This is a genomic window from Sphingobium phenoxybenzoativorans, assembly GCF_001757355.1.
Classification (GTDB): Bacteria; Pseudomonadota; Alphaproteobacteria; order Sphingomonadales; family Sphingomonadaceae; genus Sphingobium; species Sphingobium phenoxybenzoativorans.
Genome location: NZ_MINO01000006.1, coordinates 18136 through 32743, shown reverse-complemented (window position 1 = coordinate 32743; position 14608 = coordinate 18136). Strand labels below are relative to the sequence as shown.

General features: G+C 61.4%; 13 protein-coding genes. 5 read left to right on the top strand and 8 right to left on the bottom strand.

The window, feature by feature from the left end:
* Positions 1–69 precede the first annotated feature (69 nt).
* From ntrX to dusB, 5 genes are all read right to left on the bottom strand, one after another.
* Positions 70–1446: a nitrogen assimilation response regulator NtrX gene (ntrX, locus tag BHQ40_RS04920; RefSeq protein ID WP_070153260.1), complete on the bottom strand. Its 1377-nt coding sequence runs from the start codon at positions 1444–1446 to the stop codon at positions 70–72.
* Entirely contained in the window at positions 1436–3631 is a 2196-nt protein-coding gene (locus BHQ40_RS04915) for a sensor histidine kinase (RefSeq protein WP_253183269.1), read from the bottom strand. The genes ntrX and BHQ40_RS04915 overlap by 11 nt, the downstream gene beginning before the upstream one ends.
* Positions 3632–3812: 181 nt before the next feature.
* A complete protein-coding gene (gene ntrC, locus BHQ40_RS04910) occupies positions 3813–5267 on the bottom strand; it encodes a nitrogen regulation protein NR(I) (RefSeq protein ID WP_070153254.1) in 1455 nt (484 codons plus the stop codon).
* Positions 5267–6376: a two-component system sensor histidine kinase NtrB gene (locus tag BHQ40_RS04905; RefSeq protein ID WP_070153251.1), complete on the bottom strand. Its 1110-nt coding sequence runs from the start codon at positions 6374–6376 to the stop codon at positions 5267–5269. Before BHQ40_RS04905 ends, ntrC begins: the two co-directional genes overlap by 1 nt.
* Positions 6373–7371, bottom strand: a complete 999-nt coding sequence (dusB, locus tag BHQ40_RS04900) for a tRNA dihydrouridine synthase DusB (RefSeq protein WP_070153248.1) — start codon at positions 7369–7371, stop codon at positions 6373–6375. The genes BHQ40_RS04905 and dusB overlap by 4 nt, the downstream gene beginning before the upstream one ends.
* An 82-nt stretch (positions 7372–7453) precedes the next feature.
* Between dusB and BHQ40_RS04895 the strand changes: the two genes are divergently transcribed.
* Together BHQ40_RS04895 and BHQ40_RS04890 are read left to right on the top strand one after the other, a co-directional pair.
* Complete coding sequence (locus BHQ40_RS04895) at positions 7454–8644, top strand: bifunctional 2-C-methyl-D-erythritol 4-phosphate cytidylyltransferase/2-C-methyl-D-erythritol 2,4-cyclodiphosphate synthase (protein ID WP_070153245.1); 1191 nt, start codon at positions 7454–7456, stop codon at positions 8642–8644.
* A 4-nt stretch (positions 8645–8648) separates the two neighbouring features.
* A complete protein-coding gene (locus tag BHQ40_RS04890; protein WP_070153242.1) occupies positions 8649–9167 on the top strand; it encodes a CinA family protein in 519 nt (172 codons plus the stop codon).
* Here the strand turns inward: BHQ40_RS04890 and BHQ40_RS04885 are convergent.
* A complete protein-coding gene (locus BHQ40_RS04885) occupies positions 9113–9589 on the bottom strand; it encodes a type II toxin-antitoxin system RatA family toxin (protein WP_070153239.1) in 477 nt (158 codons plus the stop codon). The two genes, BHQ40_RS04890 and BHQ40_RS04885, sit on opposite strands and share 55 nt — an antisense overlap.
* A complete protein-coding gene (gene lipA / locus BHQ40_RS04880) occupies positions 9576–10514 on the bottom strand; it encodes a lipoyl synthase (protein WP_070153236.1) in 939 nt (312 codons plus the stop codon). Before lipA ends, BHQ40_RS04885 begins: the two co-directional genes overlap by 14 nt.
* Before the next feature lie 82 nt (positions 10515–10596).
* On the opposite strand from lipA, the gene BHQ40_RS04875 reads away from it, so the two are divergent.
* From BHQ40_RS04875 to BHQ40_RS04865, 3 genes are read left to right on the top strand one after another with little or no spacing between them, the layout of a single operon-like run.
* Positions 10597–11235, top strand: a complete 639-nt coding sequence (locus tag BHQ40_RS04875) for a carbonic anhydrase (protein WP_070153233.1) — start codon at positions 10597–10599, stop codon at positions 11233–11235.
* Between the two features lie 27 nt (positions 11236–11262).
* Positions 11263–12009 carry an NYN domain-containing protein gene (locus BHQ40_RS04870; RefSeq protein ID WP_070153230.1) on the top strand — a complete coding sequence of 249 codons (747 nt, stop codon included), beginning with the start codon at positions 11263–11265 and terminating at the stop codon, positions 12007–12009.
* The gene (locus BHQ40_RS04865; RefSeq protein ID WP_070153227.1) at positions 12010–12291 is read left to right on the top strand and encodes an acylphosphatase; all 282 of its coding nucleotides are present in this window, start codon (positions 12010–12012) and stop codon (positions 12289–12291) included.
* A 546-nt stretch (positions 12292–12837) separates the two neighbouring features.
* Here BHQ40_RS04865 and ettA read toward each other — a convergent pair.
* Positions 12838–14523, bottom strand: a complete 1686-nt coding sequence (gene ettA / locus BHQ40_RS04860; RefSeq protein ID WP_070153224.1) for an energy-dependent translational throttle protein EttA — start codon at positions 14521–14523, stop codon at positions 12838–12840.
* Between the last annotated feature and the right edge of the window lie 85 nt (positions 14524–14608).

Below are 14608 nucleotides of genomic sequence, written 5' to 3'. Positions count from 1 at the left end.
ATTGCGAAGGGACGTCCATTGGGCATGCGACCAGCACGTCCGGCCAATATGGATAGGTCCCCTTCTCTGTCAGCCGCCATCCTTACCGTCGGTGATTCCCAGCAGCTTGAGTTTCCGGTGCAGAGCGGATCTTTCCATGCCGATGAAGGTCGCGGTGCGCGAGATATTGCCGGAAAAGCGGCGTATCTGAACCCGCAGATACTCCCGCTCGAAGCTTTCCCGCGCTTCCCTTAGCGGGGCGCCCATAATGGCCCCCTGCCCCATGCTCTCGGCCGATCCGCCGCCAGTGGTTTCCGCGGGCAGCATGTCCAGCTCGATCCGTCCGATGCGGTCGCCGGGCGCCAGGATCATGGTCCGTTCGATGACATTGCGCAGTTGCCGCACATTGCCTGGCCATTCGCCAGCCTGTAGCGCAGCCATGGCGTCCGTCGCCACATCCGGCGCTGGGACTCGCCGTTCTGCAGCGAAACGGGCGAAATAATGCTCGACCAATGGCGGAATATCGTCCCGCCGTTCCGACAGAGGCGGTATGGTGAGTGGAACGACGTTAAGGCGGTAAAACAGATCCTCGCGGAAACGCTTTTCCTCAATTTCCGCCGCAAGGTCGAGAGCGGTGGAGGAGATGACCCGCACATCCACTTTGACCACCCGCTGGCCGCCGACGCGGGTAAAGCTCTGCTCAGTAAGAACGCGCAGAATCTTGCCCTGGGTGGTGATCGGCATGTCCGCTATCTCGTCCAGATAGAGGGTGCCGCCATGCGCCTGTTCAAGGAAGCCGGGGCGCACCATGCCGCCCTGATCCTCTATGCCGAACAACTCCTCCTCCACCCTTTCCGGGTCCATGCGGGCGGCGGAGACGATGATGAAGGGCGCGTCGGCGCGGCCGCTCCAGGCGTGAAGCATACGGGCGGCGACTTCTTTGCCAACGCCCGCCGGACCGGAGATGAGCACCCTGCTGCCGGTGCCTGCAACTTTTTTGATGGTGGCGCGCACAGTGTTGATGGCGCTGGAATTGCCGGTGAGTTCGTCATCCTGGCCAACACGGGCGCGCAGAACCTGATTTTCGCGGCGCAGCCTTTCTGTCTCGGTCGCGCGGGCGACAAGATGGAGCAGACGATCCGCCTCGAACGGCTTTTCGATGAAATCGGCGGCGCCCCGGCGGATCGCCGCCACGGCGGTATCGATATTGCCATGACCGGAAATCATGAGCACGGGAATGGACGGATCGCGCTTCTTGATCTCCTCCAGCAGTTCAAGGCCATCCAGCCGGGAGCCTTGCAGCCAGACATCAAGCAAGACCAGCGAGGGCCGGCGCATGCTGAGCGCTTCGATGGCGGCGTCACTGTGGGCGGCGGTGCGAGTCTCGTACCCCTCATCCTCCAGCACGCCCGCGACGAGATCCCGGATATCCTCCTCATCGTCGACAATCAGAACATCAAGCGTCATGAGCCGTCACTATTCCTTTCACAGGTGCCGTATCCCGGCCTTCTTCCATTTTTTCCAGCGCCGTCAGGTCGAGCGAGATCGACACGCACGCGCCGCCGCCAATCGCATCCGTGAATGACAATTCTCCGGCATGTTCCTCGATGATCTTCTGGACGATGGCGAGGCCAAGTCCCGTCCCCTTCGCCCGCGTTGTCATATAGGGTTCCAAAATGCGGTCACGTTCGGGTGGTAGGCCGATGCCGTCATCAGTCACCATGATGAGCAGTTTCCCATCATCTTCGAGCGACAGGTCCATGCGCACATGGCCCGCCAAGCCGCCATCCTCTCGCGAGGGTTTGGGTTCGATCGCCTCGACTGCGTTCTTGACGATGTTGGTCAGAGCCTGGGCGATCTGCCGCCGGTCGCAGACGATTTCCATGCCACCAACGTCCGAATGAAACTCGAAAGCGATATTGGGATGCGCGACCTCGTGAAGGAACAGCGAATGGCGAGCGATATCCGCGATAGCCTCCCGCCGGAAAAGCGGCTTGGGCATACGTGCAAAAGATGAGAATTCGTCGACGATACGGCGCAAATCGCTCACCTGACGGACTATAGTGCCGGTAAGTCGAGTAAAGGTGCTGGGATCATTGGTAATCTCGCCCGCATAGCGCCGCTGCAGCCGTTCGGCGGCGAGCTGGATGGGCGTCAGCGGGTTCTTGATCTCATGAGCGATGCGGCGTGCGACATCAGACCATGCGGCGCGGCGCTGGTCGGAGAGTTGTTGGGTGATGTCGTCAAAGGTGAGGACGTGGCCCGATGCATCTTTCGACACTTTGACGGCAAGGGTGCGCAGGTCGCTATGCGCCCGTACCTGGACGATCGCGGCATTCTCTCCGCCATCAACCAACTCCGCCAGTTCGACAGATAGCGCCGACAGCGGCTTGCCTAGGGGATCATCCCCCTCCTCCACCAATATGGCGAGGGCGGAACTGTTCATCAGTCGGACCATGCCTGTCTGGTCAACCGACAGCACGCCCGCCGTTACGCCGGACAGGATTGCTTCGATAAAGGCGCGGCGATTGTCGAGCTGGCCGTTGGCGGCGACCAGCGCGCCGGTCTGCGCCTCCAGCCGCTGCGTCATGCGATTGAAGGCGCTGGCGAGGGTACCGATCTCGTCGCGGGCATGTGGGCCGGAGACGCGGGTCGAGAGATCTCCTGCCGTGATACGGCGGGCGGCATCCACCAACTCATTCACTGGACGGACAAGCCAGTCGGCGACTTTCAGCGCGATCCAGACCGCTATGCCCACCAGGAGCAGCGATCCGAAAAACAGGGCGATGTTGAAGCGAAGCTGCAACTGGCGGGAACGCGCGGCAAAGGCGTCATAGTCGGTGAGCACAGCTTGCGCTCGCTCCACTTGGCTGAACGCAGGCGCGTCGGCGTCGCGGGTGGCGTAGAGATAGATTTTCGCGTCCGGGTCGAGCAGCGTGAAGGCTTCGATTTGGTCCGGCCGCGTATTGACGACGACATTTTCCCCACCAGAAAGCTTGTCGATAACGGCCTTGGACAGAATCTGTTCTGCCGGCCGGCTGTCTGGATCGACCGTGGCGGCGGTACGCGCGACGCCGTCCTTGCCAATCTCTATGATCGCAGAGCGATTCAACTTCCGGGTTACGACCTGATAGATATAACCTTCGGCGAACTTCGGGCTGGAGACGCTTTGCTGCGCGAGATAGTCGCGCAGGTCGCTTGCCATCGTCAGAGTCTCGTCACCGACCTCACGGACATTCTGTTCATAATATCCGCGCGCAAAGTCGCTGGCGTTCTGCAGCATCCCTCGCGCGCTGTCCGAGAACCAGAACTGTACGCCATATTGGAACAGCAGCGAGGCGAAGATCACGACCAGAAGCATCGGTACGCTGGCGATTGTGGAGAAGATGGCGACAAGTCGGACATGAAGCTGCCCGTCGCTGCCGACGGCCGAACGCGCCGCCCTCCGCTTCGCAACGCGCCGTCCGAGCAGCACGAGCAAAGCGATTGCAGGCACCAGATTGGCGACCAGCAGGAGCGCAACGATTGGCGGGGTCAACAGTGTATATGATTGGCCCTGGCTGGAAACCAGCATGTAGGTAAGGCCGGCCGTGCACAGAAACAGCAATAACGTGCCGATTTCAAGCAGGACGGCAAAATCGCGCGACCGCATGCTCGCCGGCAGGAATCGACGCCAGTCCTTGGCCTCGCCATCGCCAGCAGGATCAATCGCTTCGTCCGTCATCGTTGCATCAATACAACAATAGCGTGCCCAATCAAACACAGCAATTTGCTGTCAATCTCCCGTTGGGCGACAGTCTTGGCCGGTTGGTCGAAATGGACCATGGTCGGGGTTATTCGCCTTGCCGGATATTCGCCGGATCGAGACCATAGTCTGTCAGCTTTTTGCGCAGAGTGTTCCGGTTGATCCCCAGGAGGCTGGCCGCGCGTATCTGATTGCCATCCACACTGCGCAAGGTTTCCCGTAGCAGCACTGGTTCAACGATCGCCAGCATATCGTCATGCAGTGTTTCCCGCGGCGTCTGGCCGACACCCAACTGGCTACGAAGCCATTCCCGCATGGACGCGGCCAGATTATCCGCGCTGGCGCTGGCGTGCGCGCCCGCAATGGAATCCAGCGAGAGATTCTGCCGGACGATCTCGCCTGTAATGACATTTTCCCGGCTCAGCACGGCCATACGCTGCATCAGATTCTGCAATTCACGCACATTGCCCGGCCAATGATAGCCACCGAGCAATCCTGCGGCATCGTCGGCTAGGGTCTTGCGCGGCAGCCCTTCATTGGCGGCGATATCCAGGAAATGGCGGGCAAGGAGAGCAACATCCTCGCCGCGCTCGCGCAAGGCAGGCAGAGAGATCGGGACGACGTTCAGGCGATAATAGAGATCTTCGCGAAAACGGCTCTCGGCGATCAGTGCAGGCAATTGCTGATTGGTCGCAGCGATGATGCGGACATTGACCTTGACCGGCGTCGAGCCGCCAACCGTAGTGACCTCACCCGATTGAAGTACGCGCAGCAGCCGCGTCTGTGCCTCCATGGGCATGTCGCCAATTTCGTCCAGGAACAGCGTGCCGCCCTCGGCCTGTTCGAATTTGCCAGCGGTCCGGGTATGCGCGCCGGTAAAGGCACCCCGCTCATAGCCGAACAGTTCAGCCTCAATAAGTTCGCGGGGAATCGCGGCCATGTTGATGGCGACGAAGGGCTTTGCCCGCCGCCGGCCAAGACCGTGAATGGCCTGCGCCACCAGTTCCTTGCCGGTGCCGGATTCGCCGAGCACCAGGATGCTCAGATCGTTGGAGATGACCCTGGCGATTGTCCTGTAAACTTCTTGCATCGCCGGAGAGCGGCCAACCAGTGGCATACCGTCACTGCTGGCGCCGAGCGAGTCTCTTTCCTCGTCGCCATCCGATTGCTGACGGATGGTGATCGCATCGGCGACTGCGCGGGTCAGTTCATTCAGATCGAAGGGCTTGGGGAGATATTCAAAGGCCCCCTTCTCCGTGGCGCGAACGGCAGTGTTGAGGGTATTTTGCGCAGACAGGATGATCACGTTCATGGCCGGGTCCTGGGCGATCAGGTCCGCAACCCCTTCCAACCCATCCCCGTCCGGCAGCATGACGTCGGTGATAAGGACGTCCGGCGCAAAATCGCACATCAGGGCTGTGCGCTCTCTTATGGATGCAGCGGTTTTGACCTTGTGTCCTTGACGTCGGAGCGCCTCGCCCACCACGATGCAAATGGCGGGATCGTCATCGACGACCAGAATCTTGCCGGTGGCTTGCCCCATCATCCCATCCCCATCGGAAGCAGGATGCGAAAGGTCGTCTCGCCTGCATCGTCGTCCCGCATATGCTGCACAAATCCGTTCATGTCGCGCACAAGCTTATCTACGAGCGCCAGCCCAAGCCCCTGCCCGTCGCGTTTGCCCGTGATGAAGGGATTGAAAAGATGATCCCGGATATTCTCCGGCACGCCGGGACCATTGTCGATCACCAATATCTCTATCGGCAGGACAGCATTACCCTTGCCGCTGCCCATCATGACCGAGACACCATGACGGAAAGCGGTGACAATGCGGACCTGCGGTTTTTCCACGCCCTCCAGAGCCTCCGCCGCATTTTTGAGGAGGTTGATCATCACCTGCACCAATGCATCATCATTGATGATCGCGAAAGGCAGAGAGGGATCATATCTCTTGGTGATCTTGATATTCTGCCCAAAACCGGCCGATGCCAGCCGCGCAGCCCTGTCGATCAAAGGATAGATATTCTCCGGCCCGCATGTCAGGGGACGGTCGGTCGTGAAATCCTGCATGCGGTCGATCAGCGCCGCAATCCGATCGACTTCATTGCAGATGAGTTGGGTGAGGGTCGATGCGCCAGCGTCATTCTCGCTTTCCAGCAACTGAGCGGCGCCCCTGATGCCGGAGAGCGGATTCTTGATCTCGTGCGCCAGTATCGCCGCGGCGCCCATGGCCGATCGCGTGCCGCCGGCTGTGCGGCGCTGAGCGATTTTCTGCGCCTCGCTCTGCACATGAATGGACACGACGCGCCAGCCCTCATGATCGGGAATTGGCGCGACCATAAGGTCAACCTCCATCGCCGCGGTCCGCCCGGCATGAACCTGCACGTCATAGGCGGAAAGCGGCTTGTCAGTGTGCCAGATATCGAAACGGCCCTGGACATCCGCCATGCGGATGGTGCGCGTAATATCGCTGCCAACAATGGCTGATCGCGCCATATTCAGCAGGGTTTCTGCCCGTACATTGGCGTTGGCGATCCGGTTGTCCGGGTCGACCACCAGGGTCGCCACCGGATAGGCGGTTACGATATCAGCGAGCGATGGCTGCTCGCGGCCCTGTCTGCTTGGGGGGGCCGGCCCGACGGCCACGGTCAAGCAGCCGCACGCGCCAGAAAGGGATCGTAGAAACGGGCGAGCATGGCCAACGCCTTGTCCGCATCCGGTTCCTGATTGACGGCATTGCGGAATTCCGCCGAACCGGGCAGCCCCTTTGTATACCAGCCGATATGCTTGCGCGCCATGTTTACGCCGGTTTCGCGTCCATAATGGTCGAGCATCGCGCGATAGTGGCCGGAGATCACCGCATATTGTTCATCGATCGATGGGTCCGGGCGGTGCTGGCCGGTGGCGAACCAGTGCATCACCTGCCCGATGAGCCAGGGGCGGCCATAAGCGCCCCGCCCGATCATGACGCCATCTGCGCCGCTCTGGGCCAGCGCAGTCTCGGCATCCTCGATCGAACAGATGTCGCCATTGACGATGACCGGAAGCGAAACGGCATCCTTGACCTTCCGTACGAAGGCCCAGTCGGCAGAACCCTTATACATCTGGTTCCGGGTCCGGCCATGTACGGTGATCATCTTTGCACCGAGATCCTGCGCAATACGGGCGAGTTCCGGGGCGTTCAGGCTGGCATGGTCCCAGCCCATCCGCATCTTGACCGTGACGGGCACATCGACAGCCTTGACGGTAGCTTCGATCAGCGCAGCCGCAAGCGGCAGGTCCCGCATCAGGGCACTGCCGGCGTCGCCGTTGACGACCTTCTTCACCGGGCAGCCCATATTGATATCGATGATCGCCGCGCCGCGATCTGCATTGAGCTTTGCAGCCTCCGCCATTTCCACGGGCGAGCATCCGGCAAGCTGCATGGACACCGGTTCCTCCACCGGGTGCCAGGCGGCCTTCTGCAATGACTGGCGGGTTTCGCGAATCATGGCCGCGGAAGCGATCATCTCGGTCACATTGAGGCCGCAGCCGTAGCGCCGCACGAGGGTACGGAACGGCATATCGGTCACGCCAGTCATCGGCGCGAGGATAACGGGGGCGTCGATAATGACGCCGCCAATGGAAATGGACTTCAACTGCTGCATTGCTCTGCCTAAAAATCAGGCAGCGCCTTAGCCTGTATAGGGCAAATCAGCAAGATACTGGCGGGACCCATCCTGCTGGGCTATGCGGCGCGTCATGACATTGGGGTCCATCGACGGCGCAACCATCGCCATTATCGTCGCAGCGGGCCGAGGCGAGCGCGCCGGTGGCGATACCCCGAAGCAATTCCGCAGGATTGGCGGCAGGGCGGTGCTGGCCCATGCCTTTGACCGGCTGGCCGAGCATGACGGAATCGATGGGGTTCTGCTTGTGACCGGCGAGGGACAGGAACAGGCCGTCATGGCGGCGATGGGTGGGCGCAGCCCGATCGCAGTCGTCCTTGGCGGCGCCACCCGGCAGAAATCGGTGCGGGCCGCGCTGGAACATCTGGCGTCGGCGGGTTCGCCTTCCACGGTGTTGATCCATGATGCGGCGCGGCCCTTTCTTTCCTCCGCCGTTATCGACCGGCTGCTCAGCGCATTGGGTGATGCACAGGGAGCCATTCCGGTTCTTCCGGTCGTGGATACGATTGCGCTGGGCGACACCGTCCTGGGCGAAGTTGTCGACCGGTCAGTGATCAACCGGGTGCAAACTCCTCAGGCATTTGCCTTCGCGGAAATTCTGGCCGCGCATCGGCTGTGGAGCGCTGAAACGGATGCCACCGACGATGCGCAGATATTGCGTGCGGCGGGTCATGACGTCGCGCTTGTTATGGGTGATCGAATGCTTGAGAAACTGACATTGCCGGAGGATTTCTCCGCGGCGGAGAAGGTTTTTGCCGGAAGCCGGAGTGCGCGCACCGGTTTGGGATATGACGTTCACCGACTGGTCGAGAAGGAAGAATTGTGGCTGTGCGGAATACAAGTTCCGCATGACAAAGGATTGTCCGGTCATAGCGACGCCGATGTGGCGTTGCATGCGCTGGTCGATGCGTTGCTGGGCGCACTGGCCGAAGGCGATATTGGCAGCCACTTTCCGCCATCTGACCCGCAATGGCGGGGCGCGGCGTCATGGCGTTTCCTGGAATTCGCCCGGCAGCGGGTAGAGGCGCGGGGCGGCATCATCTCTCATGTCGACCTGACGATCATCTGCGAGCGGCCGAAGGTTGGTCCGCATCGGGACGCAATGCGCGCACGGGTTGCGGAACTGCTAGGTGTTTCGATAGGCCGGGTCAGCGTAAAGGCCACCACGACCGAGCGGCTGGGTTTTACCGGCCGTGGCGAAGGCATTGCCGCGCAGGCGATTGCCACCCTCTCCCTTCCCGACATAGAGTAGCCGGATGCCCGATACGATCCTTCCCCCAGAACTTGTCCGCAAGGCTCAGGATGTCGTTGCCGCCAACCGCCGGGCGGGACGCACCATTGCGGTCGCGGAAAGCTGCACAGGGGGGCTGGTGTCGGCCGCGATCACGGAAATTCCGGGATCGTCGGAGGTGTTCGACGCTGGTTTTATTACCTATTCCAACGGCATGAAGAATGAAGTCCTGAAGGTATCGCACGACGTGCTTGATACTTTCGGCGCTGTTTCCATCGCGACGGCCTGGGCGATGGCGCAGGGGGCGCTGGAGAAATCGCACGCGCATGTGGCTGTTGCGATCACCGGAGTTGCCGGTCCTGGCGGCGGGTCGGACAACAAGCCGGTGGGCACGGTCGTATTCGCCCGTGCGGAAAGAGGATCGAGCCCGGACAATGTTGTCGCGGATATGCGGCATTTCGAAGATAATGGGCGCGGCGGCGTCCGCCTTCAGGCCGCGTTGGTCGCGCTCGATTTGCTGCTGCCCGACTCGCCCGTTCCGTAGAGCGCCACAGCCCGCGCCTCAAATGCGCCGATCATCTTGCGCAGGGCGCTGTCGAACATCTGGCCGGCGATCATCTCGAACAGCTTGTTCTTGAATTCAAACGCGACCTCGAAATCCACCAGCACGCCGTCCCCGTCATCCGGCCGGAAGCGCCAATGGTTGTGCAGATGCTTGAGAGGACCATCGACATAATCGACATGGATCTCCTCCGGGCGGCGCTTGTTGACCTTTGACGTCACCGTCTCCCGCAAGCCCTTGAAGCCCACGATCATGTCCGCGACCATTTCCGTGTCGCTGTCCGACCGTATCCTGATCGCGCTCACCCAGGGAAGGAAATCCTCGTAGCGCTGGACGTCCGCAACAAGGTCGAACATCTGTTCAGGAGTATAGGGAAGACGCCGCGTTTCCTTATGCGTGGGCATTGGCGGCCTTTGCCAGTTGCGCCTCGCGCGCGGCGCGCATTTCCGCGAAATCCTTGCCCGCATGATAGCTGGACCGGGTGAGCGGACTGGCGGCGACCTGCAGAAAGCCCTTCGCACGCGCGATGGCGGCATAGGCGTTGAAGGTCTGCGGGGTCACGAAATCCATGACCTTGGCGTGCTTGGGCGTGGGCTGCAGATACTGGCCCATGGTCAGGAAATCGATATCGGCCGAGCGCATATCGTCCATCACCTGATGCACCTCCAGCCGCTCCTCGCCCAATCCGACCATGATGCCGGACTTGGTGAAGATGGACGGATCAAGCCGCTTCACCATCTCCAGCAGACGGAGCGAGGCATAGTAGCGTGCGCCGGGCCGGATGGTCGGATACAGGCGGGGGACGGTTTCCAGATTATGGTTATAGACGTCCGGCCGCGCCTCCACGATGGCGGCGACGGCGGCCTCATGCTTGTTGCGGAAGTCAGGCGTCAGGATTTCGATCGTCGTGTTCGGCGTCGTGCGGCGCAGTTCATTGATAACCTTGACGAATTGCGATGCGCCGCCGTCCGGCAGATCGTCCCGGTCGACCGAGGTGATGACGATATGCTCCAGACCCATTTCCGCAGCAGCCTCCGCCAGATGCATCGGCTCCAGGGGATCGACCCGGCGGGGCATGCCTGTCTTGACGTTGCAGAAGGCGCAGGCGCGGGTGCAGGTGTCGCCCAGGATCATCACCGTGGCGTGCTTTTTGCTCCAGCATTCGCCGATATTGGGGCATGCGGCCTCCTCGCAGACGGTCGCAAGGCCCTTTTCGCGCATCAATTTCTTGGTTTCGACATAGCCGGGGCTGGTCGGCGCTTTCACGCGAATCCAGTCGGGCTTGCGCTGGCGGGGCTGCGGCGTGTCGATGCGGGAGATTTCGTTCATGCCGTTCACATAGCGATCCCCATCGAGTCTTGCCAGTGCCGCGCGCGCATCCTAACGCCTGTGCCAGTTAGGAGCATCTACGATGACCGATTTCAATGGCATGCTGGCCGGTTACCGGCGTTTTCGCGAAACAGGCTGGGCGCAGCAGCGTGAGCGCTGGGACGAACTGAGCGAGGGGCAAAACCCCAAGGTGATGGTGATCGCCTGCTCCGACAGCCGGGTTGATCCGACGCAGATATTCGACACCAGTCCAGGCGAGATTTTCGTCGTGCGGAATGTGGCTGCGCTGGTTCCTCCTTTTGAAACCAATCCTGGCCACCATGGCGTGTCTGCCGCGCTGGAGTTTGCGGTGCAGGTGCTGAAGGTCGGCGAGATCGTGGTGATGGGCCACGGAAAATGCGGCGGATGCAAGGCCGCGCTGAGCCAGGAGCTGAAGGATGCCCCTCCCGGCGAAGGCGGCTTCATCGCCAACTGGATCGACCTGCTGGACGGCGCACGGGAGAAGGTGGTCGCCGAATATGGGGATGACCGGGGCCGCGATGCACACCGGGCGATGGAGCAGGAAGGCGTGAAGGTGTCGCTCGACAATCTGCGCACCTTCCCCTGCGTCCGGTCCAAGGAACGCAATGGTAGCCTGAAGCTGGTCGGCGCGTTCTTCGCGATCGCGGACGGGCAATTGCATGTGCTGGACGAACAGAGCGGCGCGTTCTCGCCCGCCTGAGCCGGTTCCGGCAGGAGAGGATAAGCCATGTCGTCCAACGGAGCGCCCAGCGGCAATGTCGCCCTGCTGATCGATGCGGACAATGCGTCGGCGGCGCATTTCGACCCGGTGCTGACCGTACTGGCAGAGCTGGGCACGGTGAATATCCGCCGCGCCTATGGCAATTGGAGCAAGCCCGCGCTCAAGACATGGGCGAACCTGTCCATTACCCAAGCGATCGAGCCGCAACAGCAGTTCGACCTCACCAAAGGCAAGAACGCCACCGATATGAAGATGACGATCGACGCCATGGACCTGCTATTCAGCGGCCGGGTTCAGGGTTTCGGCCTGATGTCGAGTGACAGCGACTTTACGCCACTGGTCACGCGGATCAGGCAGGATGGCATTCCCGTCTATGGCTTTGGCACCGCCAATACGCCGGAGGGATTCCGGCGGGCGTGCACGCGGTTTATCGACGTTGCCGCGCTGGGCGGGCGGGAGACGGCCCTTGCCGAAGCCTCAAAGGAATCGACGGCGGGCGCGGCGGAGGCCCCTGCCCCGCTCAAGCTTGATGACGAACTCATCAAGCTGCTGGTCGATGCTTATGACAGCGCCAAGCGGGACGAACGGGGCTTTGCGCTGCTCGGCACGGTGGGTCAGCTCGCGGGGAACCGGTCCAGCTTTGATTCGCGCAATTATGGCTTCAAGCGGCTGTCCGACCTCATGGAAGCCGTGCCCAATTTCGTCACGGAAAAGCGCGAGGGCGGGCAAGTCTATGTAAAGCGGGTGCGGTAAGTGGCCGTAATCGCCCGGCATCTGTTGATAAGCGGCAGGGTGCAAGACGTATTCTATCGCAACTGGACGGTGGACATCGCCAAGGGACTGGGCCTGACCGGATGGGTGCGGAACCGGATGGACGGGTCCGTCGAGGCAGTGGTGCAGGGCGAAGCCGACGTGGTCGAGCGGTTTGTCGCGCTGGCGCATGACGGGCCATCGGCGGCGCGGGTCGCCGGGATTGCAGTAAGCGATGCCGCCATGACCGAACTGACGGGATTTGAGAAGCGCGCCACGGTGTGACAGCCCGGCTTCCGGCCGGATTGGCAAGGATACAACAGCCTTCACTTTCCCGCGCCTTCGGGTAGCCCGGCCGCCTCCTGTCCCTCGGTTGAAAAGAGGATGATCGAGCGAAGTTGCGGAAGTTGCGGGTTGTGACGCGTTTCGAGCGGCAAAGTAGCAGAAAAGTCGCATGTTGGTGTCACATACGTCGCGTGTGCGTCTCATGTAGGTCGCATGTGCGTCGCACTCACGTCCCAGTTGCGTCTCACATGAGTCGCATCCGGGTCGCACTTGAGTCTCATCCACGTCGCAGGTGAGTCTCATGTGCGTCGCACTCGCGTCGCATGTTGGTCTCATGCAAGCCGCATCTGAGTCGCACTTGTGTCTCATGTTGGTCGCACTCAGGCCGCACTCCCACCTCCTTCGTCATCCCGCACCTGATGCGGGATCTATTGGCTCCACGACGGCGTGACCGCACAAGCGTTTGCGACCGTGGATCCCCGATCAAATCCGGGATGACGGCGGTCTATTGGACCGAACGATGTCCGCCGGCCCTCTATCCCGCCCCTATCGCGTCAGTTTCTTGTACGCCAACCGGGTTGGGCGATCCGCCGCGTCGCCTAGGCGGCGGCGCTTGTCTTCCTCATAGGCTTCGAAATTGCCTTCGAACCATTCGACATGGCTGTCGCCCTCAAAGGCCAGGATGTGTGTCGCCAAGCGGTCAAGGAAGAAGCGGTCGTGGCTGATGACCACGGCGCAACCGGCGAAATTCTCGATCGCTTCCTCCAGCGCGCCCAGCGTTTCCACGTCAAGGTCGTTGGTCGGTTCGTCGAGCAGCAGGACGTTGCCGCCCTTTTTCAGCATCTTGGCGATGTGGACGCGGTTGCGCTCACCGCCGGACAGCTTGCCGACATTCTTCTGCTGATCCTGCCCCTTGAAGTTGAACGCGCCGACATAGGCGCGGGTCGACATGTCGTGGCCGTTGACCTTCACATAGTCGAGGCCGTCCGAAATCTCCTCCCAGACATTCTTTGACCCGTCGAGATGGTCGCGGCTCTGGTCGACATAGCCGAGGCGCACGGTCGAACCGATGTCGATCTCACCGGAATCGGGCTGCTCCTGACCGGTGAGGAGCTTAAACAGCGTCGATTTACCCGCGCCGTTCGGGCCGATCACGCCCACAATGCCGCCCGGCGGCAGCAGGAAGGAGAGGTTTTCGAAAAGCAGCTTGTCGCCATAGGCTTTGGAGATGTTCTTGGCCTCGATCACCTTGCCGCCAAGCCGTTCCGGCACCTGGATGACGATCTGGGCCTTGCCGGGCGAGCGGTTTTCCTGGCCAGCGACCAGTTCCTCGAACTTCCGAATACGGGCCTTCGATTTGGTCTGACGCCCCTTCACGCCGGCGCGAATCCACTCCAGCTCGTCATTGATCGCCTTCTGGCGGCCGGTGGCTTCGCGGTCCTCCTGCTCCAGACGCTTGGCCTTCTTCTCCAGATAGGTGGAGTAATTGCCCTCGTACGGGAAATATTTCCCCCGATCGAGTTCCAGGATCCAGCCGACTACATTGTCGAGGAAATAGCGGTCGTGGGTGATCATCAGCACCGAACCCGCATATTCCTTCAGATGATTTTCCAGCCAGGTGACGCTTTCGGCGTCGAGATGGTTGGTCGGTTCGTCGAGCAGCAGGATGTCCGGCTTCTGGATCAGCAGGCGGGTGAGCGCGATGCGGCGCTTTTCACCGCCCGACAGGCTCTCGACGCTCCAGTCCGACGGCGGGCAGCGCAGGGCCTCCATCGCGATTTCCAACTGGTTGTCGAGCGTCCAGCCGTCAACGGCGTCGATCTGCTCCTGCAGCGTGCCCATCTCCTCCATCAGGGCGTCGAAATCGACGTCCTCCGGCGGATCGGCCATGATCATGCTGATCTCGTTGAACCGGTCCATCTTGTCCGCGATGTCGCGCGCGCCGTCCTTGACGTTTTCCAGCACCGTCTTGTTCGGGTCGAGCTGCGGCTCCTGCGGCAGATAGCCGACGGTGATGTTCTCGCCGGGCCATGCCTCACCGCTGAAATCCTTGTCGATGCCGGCCATGATCTTGATCAGGGTCGACTTGCCCGCGCCGTTGGGGCCGACAATGCCGATCTTGGACCCGCGATAGAATTGCAGGTTGATGTTGCTCAGCACCGGCTTCGCGGCGCCGGGGAAGCTCTTGGTCATGCTCTTCATGACATAGGCGTATTGCGAGGAGGCGGACATGGGTTCGGCTGCTCCGGAATGTGCGGATAGGGGGAATCCGGGCCGAGTTAGCGAAGGCGGGGCGCGTTGGCAAATGGCGAAATGC